Genomic DNA, 17,461 nt, shown 5'->3' on the forward strand with positions numbered 1-17,461 from the left:
GAGCTGCCTACCGCCGATACGCCAGACAAACTGGCGAAGCTGCTGCCATTCTGAGCTAAACAGCAATCATGCCGAAGGTGTGGTTGCTGTTACGCATACAGTGTTCAGCCCCTCTGGTTTTCTAGACTTTGGAAGCACTTACACCTGTAATCACCGCTTTAGTACCAAACATTGTATTGGCGAACCTTGACCCAGTGCTAAAAGCCCAGCCACCAAAGAAGCCGGATACGGCACCGAGCGCTGTTGCTGCTGCAATAGAACCAAAACTTCCACCATTGGAAGCGCTACTCACACCACCAATAATTCCGCCCAAGATAGCGCCGCCAGGTCCTACTCCACCATTTACTTCTTCAACTTGCTCAAATGTTAACTCTTGCATATTATCTCTCCTGAGATGTTTTTAAGTTTAAGGTTTGCTCTTTACCGAGCGTTATAACCGCCCTTGCAGGCTTAAAATCGGCTCAAACAACCAGGCTAACAGACTGCGTTGTTCCAGCACGATATCTGCGCTTAACAACATGCCCGATTGAAGCGGGACGGTGTTGCCATAAGCGCGGATGAGTTGCGAATCCAGTGCTACCTTTACCCGGTACACTGGCTCCTGTACGGCGACAGGCATTTCGACTTCATTTGGAAGCACGATAGCCTGCGCCGTTTTTATTACTTGCCCTTCGTATAAGCCAAAGCGCTGATACGGAAAGGCGTCAAAGCGCAAGCGGGTGCGCTGCCCTGGCTGTACAAAGCCGTAAGCCCGGGTAGGCACCAATAGCACTGCTTCAAGCATGGCGTTGTCGGGCATAATGGTGAGCAGCGGTATACCCAGCTGCACATTGTTGCCTACCTCGGCCATTAAATTGGTTACCCGGCCGCTAATGGGCGCGGTGATCAGCATTTCGCCACGGGCATTAAGTTCGGTTTGTTGTTGCGCCAGGCGAGAAATATCGCCGTCCATTAGCGCCAGCTGTTGCTCTCGCTCACTGGGCAGGCGCTGCAGTAAACCGCTAAGTTGCGTAAGTTGTGCCAACTGGCTTTGCTCGTTGGCATTTAGCTCAGCCAGCTGCTGGCGAATATTCAGCACTAATTCTTGTTGCTGCTGCAGCTCGTTAGTGGAGATAGCGCCACGCTGCTGTAAAGCCTGAAAATCTTGTAATGGTGCGCAAACTAATATGTTTTAATTAACTAAACAATAAATTGTTATATTCTTTTTTGTTATATTAATATTATTTGATAAAAAATTTTTACAGGGGATGAGGGTAATAAATTCAATTACTTAGCTCTGGCTATGCCTGCGGGCAATTGCTAAGCACTAACGCTAACCGCTTAAAAATTAGCCGGTCATTTGCCTTGTTAACATGCTTTTGCGCTTATTTCAGCTTAACATTGCACAGCGCCAGCAGGTTTGCGATTATGCCACTCTGTTGTTGGCGTTTGCCGTAACCACACTACTAATGAGTGATTGCACACTATGAGCGAATACAAAGCCTTTACTACCGACGCGGCTATAGCCTTTGCCGACAAGCACAGCGAGCTGTTTGGCGAGCATAGCAAACTAAGCGCAGAAGAGTTTGGTGGCGACAACCTGCACCTGATATTTCGGGTAGAAAATGATAAAGGCACCTCGTTAATCGTTAAACAAGCTCTACCCTACGTCCGGAGCGTGGGCGAAAGTTGGCCACTCACCACTGACCGCACCAGAATTGAGGCCGAAGTGTTAAAAATGCACCGGCGTTTTTGCCCGAAGCATTCGGTAGACGTGCGTTATTTTGACCCGGTCGACTGCGCTATTTTAATGGAAGACTTAAATGCTTATCGTATAGTTCGCAGTGAGCTTATTGCCGGCAAAAAACCTGGCCACTTAGCGCTGCAAATAGCCAACTATATGGCCAATACACTATTTTATACCAGTGACTTTGTGCTAAGCGGAGCGACTAAAAAAGCAGAAGTAGCGCGTTTTTTAAACCCGGAAATGTGCTTGATCACCGAAGATTTATTATTTACCGACCCCTACTGTAATCACGAGCGCAACAGCATAGAACCGTCTATTTTAGAAAAAGCCAAAACCTTGTGGCATGACGAAGCGTTAAAAGCCGAAGTAGCGGCGCTAAAAGCCGATTTTCTGAGCAAACCGCAAGCCTTGCTACATGGTAATTTACACAGCAGCAGCATTTTTATAGACGATGACAACTGCAAAGTTATTGCTGCTGAATTTGGCTTTTTTGGCCCCATTGGTTTTGATGTAGGCAGCTTACTGGGTAATTTACTGCTTAATTACCTGGCTTGCCCCGGGCACCATGCTTTGGAAGATAGCAGCGAGCAACAAACTTACTTGCTGCAACAGATTGAGCAATTATGGCAGCAATTTAGCGAGGTTTTCACCGAGCTTATGCGCACGGAAACCCAGGATCCGGCGCTAGAAAGCGGCTTATATCAGAGTAAGTTCTTGCAACAGATATTGAGCGATAGTATTGGTTACGCCGGTTGTGAGCTTATTCGCCGTACCGTTGGCATGGCCCATACCGCTGATTTTGAAAGCATTAATGATGCCAGTACACGTGCCACCTGTCAGCGTTTGGCCATAAAGCTGGGACGAGAACTGATTATGCAGCGGGCAGAGCTGAGTAATATCAGCCAGTTACTTACCTTAGTGCGTTACCAGCAAACTGAGTAGCAACCCACTACTTTACAGGAGCGTCCATGTTAACCGCACGCTGTATCTGGCAACAGGCTGAGCATAATGCTTTTACTGATCTTATCTGGTTTCAGCAAGCATTGTGGTGTGTGTTTCGGGAAGGCAGCGCCCATGTCTCGCCCGGTGGGGCTTTTCGGTTGTTGCGCTCGGCTGATTTGGGCCAAAGCTGGCACAAGGCAGCACTAATAAGTGCCGGTGATTGCAGCTATGCCGGCATGGTACTGCACAATAATACGCTGTATATCAGCTACTACTCCTCGCACGCAGGCAAAACGGCTATTTACTTCATTGAACTAGCAATAGCCGCTGCTGCCCTTAATTAGCTGTTAGTATTTAATACTACAACCATAAGGCTTGATTACTGCCGGGTTTGGCGTGTTACCCGCTAATACTGCATTAGCGGCATTAGCAAACAACGGCGTGGCCGGCGTTGCTGCTAGCTGTAACCTTGGTCTGCAGCATCTATTATTACTATCTCAACCTCGGCTGGGGCTGCAGTAAAATAGGTATTGAGTGCTTGCTGTAGCAACACACTGCCGTTTTGCGACACAATTTGCTGGCTGGCTGCATGATCAACCAGCTCGTTACCTGCTACAAAAAATGCCACTGGCTGCTGGTTATCCGCTAGCTCACTTTGCCCAGCCACCGCCAGGGTTAATTCAAAGCTAGCATCGGCCGGTATACAAATTTCTTCACACACCAACCAATCAACGTCGGCTTTAATAATCAGCGTGTCTGCGGTAAAGTTTGCCGGCAAACTAAGTTCGGTTAATAACAGTGTTTGACCGGCGTAGCCATAATTAACCAGCGGTGGGATCAAAAAGGCTTGCGGCGTGGGCCACTGAATAGCGCCGGCTTCTACACCCGCTGGTAAGTGCCAGTTTATGCTGGTGGCCAACCCGGAATCACCGTGCGGTATTCACTCACCAACTCCGCTTTTATATGCTTGGCCTGCTGCCAGCCACTGGTATTAGCAATGGTAGCAAAGCTGGTAAGCACGATACTGGCTACCAGCATGGCGCGCACCACTAGCAACCTGAAAAATAGCGACATTGTTTTACCTCTTTTTAACGACTCCGTTATTAAGCCACTAAAGTTTAAGCGCTAACATGAATTAAGGTTTTATTACGGCAAATACAGTAAAATTTACGACAAAATGCTATATTCACGTCGCTTAATTTTGTGATTAGTCGTGGTCACTCCGGCTGATTTTTACCAACCCCAGTGATGATATGAAGGTTAAACGTAATGAAAGACATGAAAAAGTCTGCTTTGAATCTGGCCGTTTGCGCCAGTTTACTTGGTGCTGTTAGTTTTACTGCGCAAGCACAGGAAAACAACAACAACCCACAAGAAAACAAGCTGGAAACCATCACCATAACGGCCCAAAAACGCAGCCAGAGTATCCAGGAAGTGCCTATTTCTGTGGCAACGATTAGCCAGGAGCGGTTTAACGCTATTTTTTCCAGTGGCGATGACATTACCGCTTTAGCCGTCAAAGTGCCGGGTCTGTATGCTGAAACCTCAAATGGCCGCGCTGCACCGCGTTTTTATATTCGTGGTTTAGGTAATACCGATTTTGACTTAGCCGCTTCACAGCCGGTATCCATTATTATGGATGAAGTGGTAATGGAAAACGTCATTTTAAAAAGTTTTCCGCTATTTGATGTTCAAGCCGTAGAAGTGATCCGTGGCCCGCAAGGTACCTTATTTGGCCGAAATACTACGGCCGGTATCATTAAGTTTGATAGCGTAAAACCCCGACAAGATTTTGATGGTTATTTTAAAACCAGCGCCGGCAGTCTTGGCATGTTAAACGTTGAAGGCGCCGTTGGCGGCGGTTTAACCGATGCGTTATCAGCCCGGGTGTCGTTAATGTCAAACTATCGTGACGACTGGGTAAGTAACAGTTTTAACAATGAAAAAGATGTTATGGGTGGTTATGAAGAGCTGGCCGGCCGGGTGCAATTTTTATATGAAAACGCTAACTTTGACGCACTGTTAAACCTGCATAGTCGCAACTATGCTGGTACGTCTAGTTTGTTCCGGGCTAACTTGTTAAGCCCTGGCAGCAACAAACTTAACAGCAATTATGATCGCGACAGCGTTGCTTACAACGAGGGCCGCAATAACCCGCAAAATTACGATGCCTGGGGCGGTTCGTTAAAACTTGATTTTGTATTTCAAGATATGACCTTAACCACTATTTCTGCCATAGAAAACGCGGATGGTGGTGGGATTGGAGATATTGACGGTGGTAATCCAACTGGCCCGGGCTTTATTCCCTTTCAGGCCGTAACAGAGGATCAGCTGCGTGATTTAAAGCAGGTTACCCAAGAAGTACGTTTAGCCAGCGATAGCAATAACGCGCTAAGCTGGCAAACTGGAGCTTTTTACTTCGATTCTACTTTCTCAGTAAACAGTATTGATGGCTTCTTTGGTGCTACTGAAGTATTTCATGGCAATACCAGTTGGGCTGTTTTTGGTCAGACCTCTTATAAAATAAACGATAAGCTGGATATTACCGGCGGCCTGCGCTATACCGACGATGAAAAAACCTTTTATGTTGGCCAGCAAAATGTTAATGGCTTCGCCTTAGTAATAGGTGTCGCAGAAGAACAGTTTTATGCCCCCATTAGGGTGTCAGACGATAACATTAGCTGGGAGCTAAGTGCTAACTACCGCTTAACTGGCACCACCAGTTTGTTTGCCCGGGCATCAGAAGGTTTCCGCGCCCAGTCTATTCAGGGCCGCGATGTGGCCTTTGAAGCGCCGCCGTCAGTAGCCGACTCTGAAACCATTACCTCGTTTGAAGTGGGTGCCAAATCAGATTTGCTAGACAACACCCTACGCTTAAACGGCGCATTGTTTTACTACACTATCGACGACATTCAACTGTCCGCCATTGGTGGCGGCACGCAGGGTAATCAATTAATCAATGCTGATCAGGGCGTCGGTTACGGCTTTGAAATAGACTTTGACTGGCGCGCCACACCCTATTTCACCGTAGGCGGTGGTTTTAGTTACAACAACACTGAACTGCAAGACGATACCCTTACGGTTGCGCCTTGTGGGTCAGGCATGTGTACCGTGCTGGACCCAACAAACAGTGATGGCCAGGCCTTTATTCGCGGCAATCCGTTTCCGCAAGCGCCAGAAACCATCTTAACCTTAAATGGCCGTTATGATTTCCCGCTTGAAAGCGGTGAAATTTATGTTTATGCGGATTACCAGTTGCAAGGTAAAACTAACCTGTTTTTATATGAGTCAGCCGAGTTTAACTCAGACAACAACTTTGAAGCCGGTATGCGGGTAGCCTATACCAACTATGCGCATAATTATGAAGTGGGCTTTTTTGGCCGCAACATTACCGACGAAGATAACCTAAAAGGTGCCATCGACTTTAATAACCTGACCGGCTTTGTTAACGAGCCACGGGTATTAGGCGTTGATTTTAGAATGAGCTTTTATTAATCACTCACTCTGTACCCAGGGGCAGCAAAAGCTGCCCTTTTTTATTTTGACGAGAATAACAGCGCTTTAGCCCATTCTGATTGCACAACTTGGCGCATCGTCTTACGCTGGTGCTCTTTTATTAGCGCGGAGCAGCAGATGGCGGATTTTCGCAGTGATACCATAACTCAACCCAGTGCCGCCATGCGCCAGGCTATGCACGACGCCGCTCTTGGCGATGACGTATTTAATGATGACCCCACCACACTGGAATTACAGCGTTATACCGCTGATATGCTGGGCTTTGAAGCGGCGCTATTTGCCCCCAGTGGCACTCAAACCAATTTAATTGCCATGATGAGCCATTGCCAACGCGGCGATGAGGTTATTGTTGGCCAGCAATGGCATACCTACAAATGGGAAGCGGGCGGCATGGCCGTGCTTGGCTCAATTCAGCCGCAGCCGCTGGAACTGCAAAGTGATGGCACACTAGCACTGGCCGATATAATCGCAGCAATAAAGCCGGATGACCCGCACTTTGCCCGCACCCGCCTAATTGTGATTGAAAATACCGTGGGCGGAAAGGTACTGCCGCTTAGTTATATGCGCGAGGTTGCCACGCTAGCCAAAGATAAGGGCCTGGCGTGCCATATTGATGGCGCCCGACTAATGAATGCAGCAGTGGCATTAGCACCACAACATAAGCTGACCCCACAGCAAATGGCCCGTGAGCTTTGCCAGGGTTACGACTCGCTGTCGTTATGTTTATCTAAAGGGCTCGGTTGCCCGGTCGGCTCGTTATTGCTCGGTTCGCACGACTTAATTGGCCGCGCCAAACGGCTTCGTAAAATGCTCGGCGGCGGCATGCGCCAAACCGGCGTACTTACCGCTGCCGGCCTGTATGCGCTGAAGCACAATATAGAACGCCTAGCCGATGATCATGCCAATAGCCGTTGTTTAGCCGACGGCTTAAGCGAACTGGCGGCGCAGCAGCCAAACTTGCAGCAACAGCTGACGGTGATCGAACCGCAAACCAATATCGTATTTACTGACATTACGCCGGCATTAGCTGAGCGTTTACTGCCCTATTTGACAAGCCATGGCGTTAAAGTTACTGCCAGCCACCTTCAGACACACTTTGGCCCTAGGCTACGATTGCGTTGGGTTTGTCATCTTGATATTAGCCGGGCGCAGGTGCTACAAACGTTAACCTTAATTAGCCAGTTTCCGGGCAATTAAGCTAACAATGAAAGCCTGCGGCCACATTGCCGGTCTGTTTATTACGTTGTAAATAAGTAGCCGGGAAACCGCAGGAAAATCTGATGAAATACCTAAGTGTTATCGTCGCAGTATTATTATCATTGTTGGTGTTTTTAGCGCTGCAAGCCCCCGCGCGTGAACTGCCGGCCGCTAAGCCGCTGAGTCTAAAACAATTGGATCCTAATCTTCCATTAAGCGCCCAGCTTGACAGCATAGTATTGGGCTCGGGGTGTTTCTGGGGTGCTGAAATGCGCTACGAAAAGCTGCCCGGCGTGGTGGATGCCGTGTCGGGTTATGCCGATGGTAAGGGTGTCGAGCCAAACTACCGGGCCATTACTCAGCGCAGTAATAAGCTAAACCCCAATAACCATGCCGAAGTGGTGCAGGTAACTTTTAACCCACAACAAATTAGCCTAGAAAGCCTGCTGCAGCATTACTTTGAAAGCCATGATCCTACGCAGCTTAACCGGCAGGGTAATGATGTTGGTACCCAATACCGCTCTATTGTCCTTAGCAACAGTGCTGAGCAAGCCGCACAGGTGCAGGCAGTGCTGCAGCGCTATCAGCCGTTATTAACCGCTGCAGGTTATGGCCAAATAGTCACTCAGCTAAAACCGCTGGCAGAATTTTTTCCTGCCGAGCAGTACCATCAGGATTATATTGCGAAAAACCCGAATGGCTATTGCCCCGATCATTCAACTGGGGTGCGTTTTAACCGTGATGATGCAACAGAAATAGCCCAGCTTGATAATAGTAGCTTGTTAAAAGGTAAGCACATTCTGGTCATTGATTCAGCCAATTATTGCCCGTACTGTGAAAAATTTAAAGCCGAAGTGGCTAACCAGTATCAGGGCGATATTCCATTACATTTTCGCTTTGCCAGCCAGCTTAACAACTTAACGATTACCAGCCCAACTTGGGCCACACCCACCATTATTTTACTGCAGGACGGCAAAGAAGTGTATGCCCGCCAGGGTTACTTAACGCCAACCGAATTTTATTTGCTGTTAGGTAAATTTAAACTAGGCGACAGCGAAGCCTTTGATGTGGCCTTTGATGAGGGCACTGATCAGCGGTTTTGTAAAGAATATGAAATTTTTAATAACACCCCCGACGGCACCTTTGTCGATAAACTTAGTGGCGCCGTGTTGTTTGATACCCGTGACCGCTTTGACTCGGGTACCGGCTGGCTGTCATTTACTAAAGCGGTTGACGGGGCGGTAACCGAAACAGCCGACAACCGTTATGGTATGCGCCGCACTGAAATTCGTGCCAAGGTATCTGGTATTCATTTAGGCCATGTTTTCCCCGACGGCCCTAATGGCCAACCGCGCTATTGCATTAATGCCACCGTGCTCGACTTTGTTGCGCGGCCAGCAAGCAGTTAACACTAAGTTTTTTTGCCAGCGGCGCTGTCGTTAGCCGCTGGCAGCAAATTCTCTTCATCCGACTTTTCTAAATCGTCGTTAAGTTGTTGTTCTATGCTGGTGTCGGCACTGACATCTACCGCTAACCCACCAGCAGCTGCGCCTGGCGCAGCCGCTGGGTAAAAAGGTTGTGGCTCATCTTGGTTATTTTTACTTTGTTTGTTGGCCATTTCAGCCAAATGAATGCGGTAAATTGGTTCTGGCATTTCTATGCCGGCGGCGTCAAACGCCGCTTTTACCAACCGAATAGCTTCGCTGCGCGCCTTTAAAAAATCAGTTTCTCGCTGATCTATCCAGCCCAACACCCTCACGGTTACTGTACTATCACCCAATTCCAGCACTAGTACCCGCGGTGTTGGCTCGGTTAAAATACCCGGCATCTGCTGCAAGGTTACGATAGCCAATTGCCGCACTACAATTAAATCAAGATCGACCGAGACACCAACGGTAAATTCAAATCGGCGCAGCGGATTACGGGTAAAGTTGGTCATCGGTGAGGTAATAATCTGGCTGTTAGGAATGCGCAAATGGTTACCATCTAATGTCATTAGTACCGTGTCGCGCGAGGTTAGCCGCATTACCATGCCGGTCATATTATTCACCTGAATAAAATCGCCAATGGCAAAAGGGTTGCGGGTGCTAAGTAGCACGCCAGCTAAATAGTTTTCAACAATGTTGCGAAAGGCAAAACCCAGCGCGATACCAATAACACCGGCCACCCCCAGCATGGCGCTAACTAATGCGGTGGCATCCAGTAGCTCCAACGCGATCAACATGCCAATAGCGGTAATTATTATGCGTACAAAGCGCATTCCCAAGTTCGTTGCTAACTCGCTTAACCCCAAGCGGCGTAATAAGGCATTGCGCCCGGACAGCCAGCTGCCCAACAACCAAAACCCAACCACGGCCAACAATGCCAGCAGCAGTAATGGCAACATTTGTACGGTGGTTGTTAGCATTTCCCGAAATTTTTCTGCCGCCGGCGCTAAGCGCGAACGCACCGCCAGCTGCTCCTGCAGCTGGTTTTGCACATGCACTACCCCTTCCAGCCGGCTAGCAATAGCCGTAATATCGTGTTTTAACTGGTTATTGGCTACCGTACCACGCAAGGTTATTACCCCGGCGTTTACGCTTATATCAAGCTGTTCCAGCCCCGATATCGAGGCGGCTATTGCCGCTAACCTTGCGGCAATAGCCGGATCTTGCGGCGCATTCAGCACTTTTATTTCGCCAGTAAGTGGCTCATCATCTGCCAGCTGCGCCCAAGCACTACCATTACAAAGCAGCCAGGCTACCAGCACCAGCGCTAACCATTGCCGCATTTTGCCTCCGGCTTAGTGTTATTGTTCATTGCGCTAACTATAGCAGCGCTGCACCTTACTATGACAGCTTGCTGGCGCTAACAGACCATTGGCTTAACCCGAATTTCGCATACCGGCAGCAATACCGGCGATGGTTACCATTAACGCCCGGCTAATCATCGGGTTTACCCGCTCTGGTTGGTGCCTTACCCGGTACAATAGCTCGGCCTGCAAAATATGCAGCGGGTCGACATAGGTATTGCGCAGCATAATTGACTCACGGATCCAGCCTTCGCGGGCCATTAAGGTGTCGCTATGAATAAGCTTTAGCAGCAAGTCACGGTCGGCGGTAAGCTGCTTACGCAAGCGTTGCCCCAGATGTTTTAACGCCTCCGGCACCAGTATTTTGTCATAATAAGCGGCAATGTCGGTATCGGCCTTTAAAAACACCATTTCCAGCATCGACATTCGGGTAGCAAAAAACGGCCATTGCTGCTGCATTTCATCTAATAAGGCCGTTTTACCCTGTTCGGCCGCGTTGGCCAGGGCTGAACCGGCACCCAGCCAAGCCGGCAACATTAAACGGTTTTGCGACCAGGCAAAAATCCACGGTATGGCGCGTAAGCTTTCTACTCCACCGGTGGGATTTCGCTTGGCTGGCCGGCTACCTAAGGGTAGTTGCCCCAACTCTTGCTCTGGAGTAGCTGCCCGGAAATAGGCAACAAAATCTTTATCGTGGCGCACCACGGCACGATAGGCCTGGCAAGAGTCGTCGGCCAACTGCTGCATAGTCTCGCGCCAGCTTTGCTTGGGCACTGGCGGCGGCAGTAGTAAGCCTTCCAGTACGGCACTAGCATACAATGCCAGGCTACGTTCAGCCAGTTTTGGTAAACCGAATTTAAAACGGATCATTTCGCCTTGTTCGGTAACTCTAAGACCTCCCGTTAACGATCCGGGTGGCTGCGACAAAATAGCGGCATGAGCCGGGCCGCCGCCACGGCCAATGGTACCGCCACGGCCATGAAATAACGTCAGTTGCACCTTGGCCTGCTGACAAATAGCCACTAAGGCTTCCTGCGCACTGTACTGCGCCCAAGCCGCAGCAAACACGCCGGCATCTTTGGCCGAGTCTGAGTAGCCAATCATCACTTCCTGCTTACCGTTAATATAGCCACGGTACCAGTCAATACTTAGCAGTTTACGCATGCAGTCTGGCGCATTTTGTAAATCGCTTAGGGTTTCAAATAAGGGCGCTACCGGCATGTGGAAGCTGATACCCGCTTCTTTCAATAGCAACTGCACGGCCAGCACATCAGACGGCTTACCGGCCATCGAAATAACATAGGTGCATAGCGCTTCGCTGCCATGGCGGGCAACAATATCGCAGGTATCCAGCACTTCCTGCACATCGGCTGATGGCTGCCAGTGTTTCGGAAACAGTGGCCGGCGATTAGCCAGCTCGGCCAATAAAAACGCTTGGCGGGCGTCTTCGTCCCAGGCAGCAAAATCGCCCAAACCAAGGTGCTGGGTTAATTCACTAAATACCTGAGCATGGCGCCCGGCGTCTTGGCGTATATCCAGCTTTAACAACGTTAAGCCAAAGGCATAGGCCCGTCGCAGGGTATCCAGCAACCGCCCATTAGCAATTACCGCCATACCATGGTCCAGTAACGACTGATAACACAACAGCAATGGCTCAAGTAATTGCTGCTTTTGCCAAATTAAGTCGGGCTGCCGCTGTAAGCGCTCGTGCTTAAGGGCTTCAGTTAACCAGTCTCGGGTTTGCAGCAAACCGTTTTGCAGTTTATTCAGCACCAAACGGTACGGCTCGCTGACATCACCGGCTACCTGCCGCAGTGCGTCATTAGCCTGATGCATAGATAACTCAGTGCTGAGAAAATCTAAATCGTCGACAAATAAATCGGCGGCTTTCCAGCGGCTCAGTAACAACACTTGCCGGGTTACCTTGGCGGTAACAAAGGGGTTACCATCTCTATCGCCACCCATCCAGGAAGAAAACCTAACCGGCGCGGCGTCCAAAGCCAGACCGTTATAATGGGCACTTTGCAACTTGGTATCGAGCTCACGCAAAAAGTCGGGAATAGCCTGCCACAATGAGCTTTCAATGACTGCAAAGCCCGATTTTGCTTCATCTACCGGCGTGGGTCGCTGCTCGCGAATTTCATTGGTATGCCAGGCCTGAGCAATCAGCTCGCTTAACCTAAGTTCAACTTTTTGTTGCTGTACCGCGGTTAACTCTTGTTCTAATTCGGTTAAACAGGCGGCAATTTCGGTAAGTTTATGAATAAGCGTGCGCCGTGACACTTCAGTAGGGTGGGCTGTTAATACCAGTTCTATCGATAAATTAGCTACCGCTTGGTCTACCTTAACCGAATCGAGCTTTTTATCGGCGAGCAAACTAAACAATTCTTGCAGTGGTTCCGGTTTTTCAATAGTAGCATGACCAATACGGCTAATTGTGTGGTGTTGCTCGGCTAAATTAGCCAAGTTTAAAAACTGCGCAAACGCCCGGGCTACCGGTAACAGCTCGTCGTCAGTTAACCCGCGCAATACCTGTTGCAGCTTATCGGACTGCAGTTCCTCGCCCTGACGGGAGGCCTTGGCCAGTGCCCGAATTTGCTCTACCCGTTCAAGTACCGCATCGCCCAGTTGTTGCCGAATTGTTTCACCCAATTGGGTGCCCAGCAGGCCAACATTGGTTTTTAGTGCAGCGTAATGGTCCATTTCAGCATCTCTGTTTTATGAAAATAGGTTAACAATAACGCTACCCTAGCCTGTTATGTAATGGTACTCAACCATGATAGGTTACAAAAGCAGCAACACTTTATTGCCGTGGCCAACCGACTTGCTATACTGCACGTCTTGTTTTATCAGTAAAAGCCTTTATGACCAGTATTCAGCAACCAACACCACCGAATCAGCCTTTGCGCCAGGGAAAGCAAAAAAAGTCCGGTTTCCTCAGCAACATGATTTTTAATATTGTCATCCCGGCAGTGATCCTCAGCCGCTTTAGCAGCGAGGACACGCTGGGCCCGGTATGGGGGGTGGTGGTGGCACTGGCCTTTCCATTGCTATTTGGCCTGTGGGAGCTGGTTAAGCTGGGTAAAATAAACTTTTACTCGATACTGGGAATTATTAGCGTAATGCTAACCGGCGGTATTAGCCTGCTGCAGCTTGACCCTTCATATATTGCCATTAAAGAAGCGATGATCCCGGCTATTATTGGCATTGTGGTGCTGGTAAGCCAATACACGCCTTTTCCACTGGTCAAAAAATTGCTGATAAACCCCGATTTACTCGATACCGACAAGCTGTACCAGGCGTTGGCAGCTGCGGCGAACCGCGAACTGTTCGAGCAGCGCGTGGCCCGGGCCGGTTATATTGTGGCAGCAGCATTTTTTGTTTCAGCAGTGCTTAATTATGTGCTGGCTAAAGCCATTGTGGTGAGCCAACCCGGCACCACCGCTTATGCTGAAGAGTTGGGCCGGATGACCTGGCTCAGTTATCCGGTCATTATGGTGCCGGTAATGGTTATGCTAATGGGCGCTATTACTTATATGTTTATGCAAATAGGTAAACTGACCAAGCAACCGTTAGAAGACTTTATTCTGCAGTAGGCTTTTTAAGCTCAGCCCGCAGTGCCGCGACTTCCAGCTGCAGTTGTTGCATTATTTGCACTAACTGCAGCTGCGTTGCCTGCTCGGCGTCATGCTCTTCCTGATGCTCTTCGTCGTGCATGGTTTGTACGGCGTTAACAATTACCGCAATAAACAGGTTTAACATGGTAAAGGTGGCAATTAAAATAAACGGCACAAAAAAGGCCCAGGCATAGGGGAATTCAGCGATTACTGGCCGGGCAATACCCATTGACCAGCTTTCCAGCGTCATAATTTGAAACAGCGTGTACAACGACGCCCCCAGGCTACCAAACCAGTCCGGAAACGCCTCACCGAATAGCTTAGTCACCATTACCGCCGCCACGTAATAAATTAGTGCCAGCACCATGGCAATGGACAGCATGCCGTTAAGTGATTTAATTAACGCACCGACAATTTTACGCATAGACGGCACAAAGGTTAGTACCCGCAGTATTCGCAATACTCTTAATGCCCGCAATACCGAAAATGGCCCGCTGGCTGGCAACAAGGCAATACCAACCACGATAAAATCGAACACACTCCAGCCATCTTTAAAAAAGGCCAAGCGGTGGGCAAAAAGGCGTAAAGCAATTTCCAATACAAACACGGTTAAAATGGCCCTGTCTAACAGTATGACAAAGCCACCGGCAACCGCCATCACTACCGGCATGGTTTCTAACCCCAGGGTAATGGCATTGATAATAATAAGGGCCAGCAAAATATGCTGCACCCGGCCGTTCTCGACAAAAGCGGTAACGCGCTGCTGCATTGACGGCATAACGCGGGCTTCGACACTACTCATACTGCACCTCAGAAGTAAACTGGCGCTATTGTATGTCAGGTTATGGCGCCGTCAATGGCAACCACAAACTTATTATGGCGCTGCAAGGTAGCTTGCTTTAGCTCGCTAAGGTTATCGAAAATGATGGTAGCGGCCCTCTGCGACCTTGGTCGAATATAAAAGACTTCTAGATGTCTATAGCATGCTTAGGTGTTTTATGTTAAAGATCACGGCAGAGTAACAACAATCATTGATCCTGCCGCGGTTAACCACAGTATTTTATTGTTGAAATACAAAATACTGAAGTTTGACAAGCCCGACCGGACAGCCTACTTTTTAATGATCATAACAAGGAGTTCACTATGCGCAGTGCAGCATTACACCCTCTGGTACTGGCGATCAGTACCGCTTTACTTAGCCCTGCATTCGCAGTGCTGGCTCAAAACAACGATATACAACAAGCCGACGAACAAAAAATTGAAAAAATTGTAGTAACCGGTACCCGGGTTGCCGGTCGCTCGGTCGATGATACCGCAGTTCCTATTGATATTATTGGGGTTGCCGCACTGGAGCGATCTGGCTCTACCGAACTTAATCAGGTGTTATCAGTAGCGCTGCCATCGTTTAACTTCCCAAGGCCAGGCCTGGCGGATGGTACCGATACCATTCGCCCGGCTACTTTGCGTGGCCTGGGCCCTGATCAATCTTTAGTATTGGTTAATTCGAAACGTCGGCACGCTGCTTCGCTGGTAAATGTTAACGGCACTATTGGCCGTGGCAGCTCAGCGGTAGATTTAAATACTATTCCTACCGCAGCAATACGCAGTGTAGAAGTATTACGCGACGGCGCTTCAGCTCAATATGGATCTGATGCCATTGCCGGGGTTATTAACGTGCGACTGCGTGAAGCCAGCGACGGTGGCAGTGTAACCGTGTCTTACGGCTACCGCGATTCAGCCTACACTGTGCCTACCACGCCGCCGCCAGTGGACGCAACCTGGAGTGCGCCAAGCGAAATTAAGCGCAGCGTTAATGACGGTGAAACCATTAATTTTTCTGGCTGGAAAGGCTTTGCTTTACCAAATGATGGTTATTTAACGGTAGCGGCCGAATATAAAGACGCCGAGCGCACTGAGCGCGGTGGTTACGATCATCGGCAACAATATCCGCGAGTTAATGGCGCTTATGATCCGCGCGAGCAAACTATTGAACGCTTTAACGCCTGGTATGGCGAGCCAGAATTGCAGCAATTTACGCTGTTTGCCAATGCCGGCATGATGCTGGACAGTGGTAAATTATATGGCTGGGCCAGTTTTCAAGACCGTTCAGCCCGTTCAGGCGGTTTTTATCGCCGGGCCCAGGACGACCGTAACGTTATTGAAGTTCACCCCGATGGTTTTTTACCGCTTATTGCTCCTGAAGTAACAGACACCAGCTTTGCAGTGGGCTACGAATGGGATGTTGCCGACTGGAGTATGGATGCCTCAGTAGTTTATGGTATGAACGAAATGGCTTTTACTATCGAAAACACCGTAAACCGTTCGATTGGTCCCAGCAGTAAAACTGAGTTTGATGCCGGCGGTTTTGACTACGACCAATGGGTTTTTAACTTTTCTGCTGTTACGTCTTTTGATATTGCCGCTTTTGCCTCACCAGTAAACCTGGCCAGTGGTGTTGAAGTTCGCCGCGAAGGCTACTCTATTTTTGCTGGCGAACCCGACTCCTATCGTAATGGCGGTGTATTGCTGGCAAACGGTAATCCCACGCAATCAGGTGCGCAAGTGTTCCCTGGTTTCCGGCCTGGCAACGCAGTAGATGAAAGTCGAAACGCCGTTGGTGTATACCTTGATTTAGAAGCGAATATCACTGATAAGTTATTAGGCTCTGTGGCATTACGGGCAGAAGATTACTCCGACTTTGGCAATAATTTTACTGGCAAACTGGCGTTACGTTACGACGTTAGCGACAGGGTTGGTTTGCGCGGCAGTGTGCAGAACGGCTTTAGAGCACCCTCGCTACAACAGCAATATTTTACCAGTACCTCAACTAACTTTATTGGTGGTATTCCATTTGATATCACGACTTTCCCGGTAAATGATCCCGCAGCTATTGCGTTGGGCTCCTCGCCGCTAGATGCAGAAGAGTCAGTAAACTTTTCGCTGGGTGCAGTATTTCGTATTGGCGATTTCTCATTAACCATTGATGGCTATCGCATTGATATTGACGACAGAATAGTACTGTCAGAGAACCTGACACAAGCTAATGTCCGCGCTTATCTGGAATCGCTGGGGTTAATTGGTATAGGTGGCGGCCGCTTCTTTATTAACGGCGTTGACACTGAAACTCAGGGTGTTGACATTGTTGCTAATTACCCAGTATTTACTGACGATATGGGCCGCTTTGATTTAACGCTGGTGGCGAATGTGAACAGCACTGATGTAACCCGTACCCCTGAAACGGCCGAGTTGTCAGCGCTAAACCCTGCACCAGAGTTATTTGGCCGGGTAAACGTATTAACCTTTGAAAAGGGCAATCCCAAAAATAAGTTAGGTGCTCATGTTAATTGGAGCCTAGACCGTTTAGGCGCCACGTTTAGAGCAACCCGCTATGGTGACGTGCTAACCCCCAATGCCAATGCAGCTAATGACTTTACCCTAGCCGCTAAAACGTTAATTGACGTTGAGGCACGCTATCAGCTAACCGACAACATGAAACTGGCATTTGGCGCCGACAACTTACTGGATGAATACCCAGATGCCTCACCGATTAATTTAAATGGTACCGGCAATACCCCTTTCTCTAACTACTCACCTTTTGGCCGCTCTGGTCGACTGGTGTATGGCAGAGTAACTTATGCTTTTTAATCAATAATTTTTAAATCTAAAAAGGCG

The 17,461-nt window shown here is 48.9% G+C and carries 14 protein-coding genes; 7 read left to right on the forward strand and 7 right to left on the reverse strand.

Annotation, left to right across the window (positions count from 1 at the left end; translation table 11 throughout):
* Positions 1–121: 121 nt before the first annotated feature.
* Positions 122–379: a hypothetical protein gene (locus tag VT06_RS14905; RefSeq protein WP_046555127.1), complete on the reverse strand. Its 258-nt coding sequence runs from the start codon at positions 377–379 to the stop codon at positions 122–124.
* A gap of 51 nt (positions 380–430) precedes the next feature.
* Positions 431–1,168, reverse strand: a complete 738-nt coding sequence (locus VT06_RS17865) for an HlyD family efflux transporter periplasmic adaptor subunit (RefSeq protein ID WP_082122553.1) — start codon at positions 1,166–1,168, stop codon at positions 431–433.
* Between the two features lie 297 nt (positions 1,169–1,465).
* Here VT06_RS17865 and mtnK point away from each other — a divergent pair, with 297 nt between their 5' ends.
* The gene (gene mtnK / locus VT06_RS14915; RefSeq protein WP_046555128.1) at positions 1,466–2,668 is read left to right on the forward strand and encodes an S-methyl-5-thioribose kinase; all 1,203 of its coding nucleotides are present in this window, start codon (positions 1,466–1,468) and stop codon (positions 2,666–2,668) included.
* 26 nt (positions 2,669–2,694) lie between these two features.
* The gene (locus tag VT06_RS18485; protein WP_046555129.1) at positions 2,695–3,012 is read left to right on the forward strand and encodes a hypothetical protein; all 318 of its coding nucleotides are present in this window, start codon (positions 2,695–2,697) and stop codon (positions 3,010–3,012) included.
* 113 nt (positions 3,013–3,125) lie between these two features.
* Here VT06_RS18485 and VT06_RS14925 read toward each other — a convergent pair whose 3' ends face one another.
* Both VT06_RS14925 and VT06_RS18490 read right to left on the reverse strand, forming a co-directional pair.
* Entirely contained in the window at positions 3,126–3,587 is a 462-nt protein-coding gene (locus VT06_RS14925; RefSeq protein ID WP_046555130.1) for a protein-disulfide reductase DsbD domain-containing protein, read from the reverse strand.
* Positions 3,572–3,742, reverse strand: a complete 171-nt coding sequence (locus VT06_RS18490; RefSeq protein WP_200898003.1) for a hypothetical protein — start codon at positions 3,740–3,742, stop codon at positions 3,572–3,574. Before VT06_RS18490 ends, VT06_RS14925 begins: the two co-directional genes overlap by 16 nt.
* 195 nt (positions 3,743–3,937) lie before the next feature.
* On the opposite strand from VT06_RS18490, the gene VT06_RS14930 reads away from it, so the two are divergent.
* From VT06_RS14930 to msrA, 3 genes are all read left to right on the forward strand, one after another.
* Entirely contained in the window at positions 3,938–6,163 is a 2,226-nt protein-coding gene (locus tag VT06_RS14930) for a TonB-dependent receptor (RefSeq protein WP_046555131.1), read from the forward strand.
* 138 nt (positions 6,164–6,301) lie between these two features.
* Positions 6,302–7,381 (forward strand): low-specificity L-threonine aldolase, encoded by a 1,080-nt coding sequence (gene ltaE, locus VT06_RS14935; RefSeq protein ID WP_046555132.1) that lies wholly within the window; start codon positions 6,302–6,304, stop codon positions 7,379–7,381.
* 83 nt (positions 7,382–7,464) lie between these two features.
* Positions 7,465–8,790 (forward strand): peptide-methionine (S)-S-oxide reductase MsrA, encoded by a 1,326-nt coding sequence (msrA, locus tag VT06_RS14940; RefSeq protein WP_052750298.1) that lies wholly within the window; start codon positions 7,465–7,467, stop codon positions 8,788–8,790.
* Between the two features lie 2 nt (positions 8,791–8,792).
* On the opposite strand, the gene VT06_RS14945 is transcribed toward msrA, so the two are convergent.
* Both VT06_RS14945 and ppc read right to left on the reverse strand, forming a co-directional pair.
* A complete protein-coding gene (locus tag VT06_RS14945) occupies positions 8,793–10,151 on the reverse strand; it encodes a mechanosensitive ion channel family protein (RefSeq protein WP_046555133.1) in 1,359 nt (452 codons plus the stop codon).
* Between the two features lie 93 nt (positions 10,152–10,244).
* On the reverse strand, positions 10,245–12,875 hold the full coding sequence (gene ppc / locus VT06_RS14950; protein WP_046555134.1) for a phosphoenolpyruvate carboxylase: 2,631 nt from the start codon (positions 12,873–12,875) through the stop codon (positions 10,245–10,247).
* Positions 12,876–13,036: 161 nt separating this feature from the next.
* Here ppc and VT06_RS14955 point away from each other — a divergent pair, with 161 nt between their 5' ends.
* Entirely contained in the window at positions 13,037–13,768 is a 732-nt protein-coding gene (locus VT06_RS14955; protein WP_046555135.1) for a VC0807 family protein, read from the forward strand.
* Here the strand turns inward: VT06_RS14955 and VT06_RS14960 are convergent.
* Positions 13,755–14,591, reverse strand: coding sequence for an ion transporter (locus VT06_RS14960; protein ID WP_046555136.1), 837 nt, complete (start codon positions 14,589–14,591; stop codon positions 13,755–13,757). The two genes, VT06_RS14955 and VT06_RS14960, sit on opposite strands and share 14 nt — an antisense overlap.
* A 341-nt stretch (positions 14,592–14,932) precedes the next feature.
* On the opposite strand from VT06_RS14960, the gene VT06_RS14965 reads away from it, so the two are divergent.
* Positions 14,933–17,434 carry a TonB-dependent siderophore receptor gene (locus VT06_RS14965; protein WP_046555137.1) on the forward strand — a complete coding sequence of 834 codons (2,502 nt, stop codon included), beginning with the start codon at positions 14,933–14,935 and terminating at the stop codon, positions 17,432–17,434.
* The last annotated feature ends 27 nt before the right edge of the window (positions 17,435–17,461 follow it).

Source organism: Arsukibacterium sp. MJ3 (assembly GCF_000987765.1).
Taxonomy (GTDB): domain Bacteria; phylum Pseudomonadota; class Gammaproteobacteria; order Enterobacterales; family Alteromonadaceae; genus Alishewanella.

Coding starts and splice junctions, on each gene's coding strand:
- VT06_RS14905 (WP_046555127.1), bottom strand. CDS start 379: ATGCAAGAGTTAACATTTGAGCAAGTTGAAGAAGTAAATGGTGGAGTA.
- mtnK (WP_046555128.1), top strand. CDS start 1,466: ATGAGCGAATACAAAGCCTTTACTACCGACGCGGCTATAGCCTTTGCC.
- VT06_RS18485 (WP_046555129.1), top strand. CDS start 2,695: ATGTTAACCGCACGCTGTATCTGGCAACAGGCTGAGCATAATGCTTTT.
- VT06_RS18490 (WP_200898003.1), bottom strand. CDS start 3,742: ATGTCGCTATTTTTCAGGTTGCTAGTGGTGCGCGCCATGCTGGTAGCC.
- VT06_RS14930 (WP_046555131.1), top strand. CDS start 3,938: ATGAAAGACATGAAAAAGTCTGCTTTGAATCTGGCCGTTTGCGCCAGT.
- ltaE (WP_046555132.1), top strand. CDS start 6,302: ATGGCGGATTTTCGCAGTGATACCATAACTCAACCCAGTGCCGCCATG.
- msrA (WP_052750298.1), top strand. CDS start 7,465: ATGAAATACCTAAGTGTTATCGTCGCAGTATTATTATCATTGTTGGTG.
- VT06_RS14945 (WP_046555133.1), bottom strand. CDS start 10,151: ATGCGGCAATGGTTAGCGCTGGTGCTGGTAGCCTGGCTGCTTTGTAAT.
- ppc (WP_046555134.1), bottom strand. CDS start 12,875: ATGGACCATTACGCTGCACTAAAAACCAATGTTGGCCTGCTGGGCACC.
- VT06_RS14955 (WP_046555135.1), top strand. CDS start 13,037: ATGACCAGTATTCAGCAACCAACACCACCGAATCAGCCTTTGCGCCAG.
- VT06_RS14960 (WP_046555136.1), bottom strand. CDS start 14,591: ATGAGTAGTGTCGAAGCCCGCGTTATGCCGTCAATGCAGCAGCGCGTT.
- VT06_RS14965 (WP_046555137.1), top strand. CDS start 14,933: ATGCGCAGTGCAGCATTACACCCTCTGGTACTGGCGATCAGTACCGCT.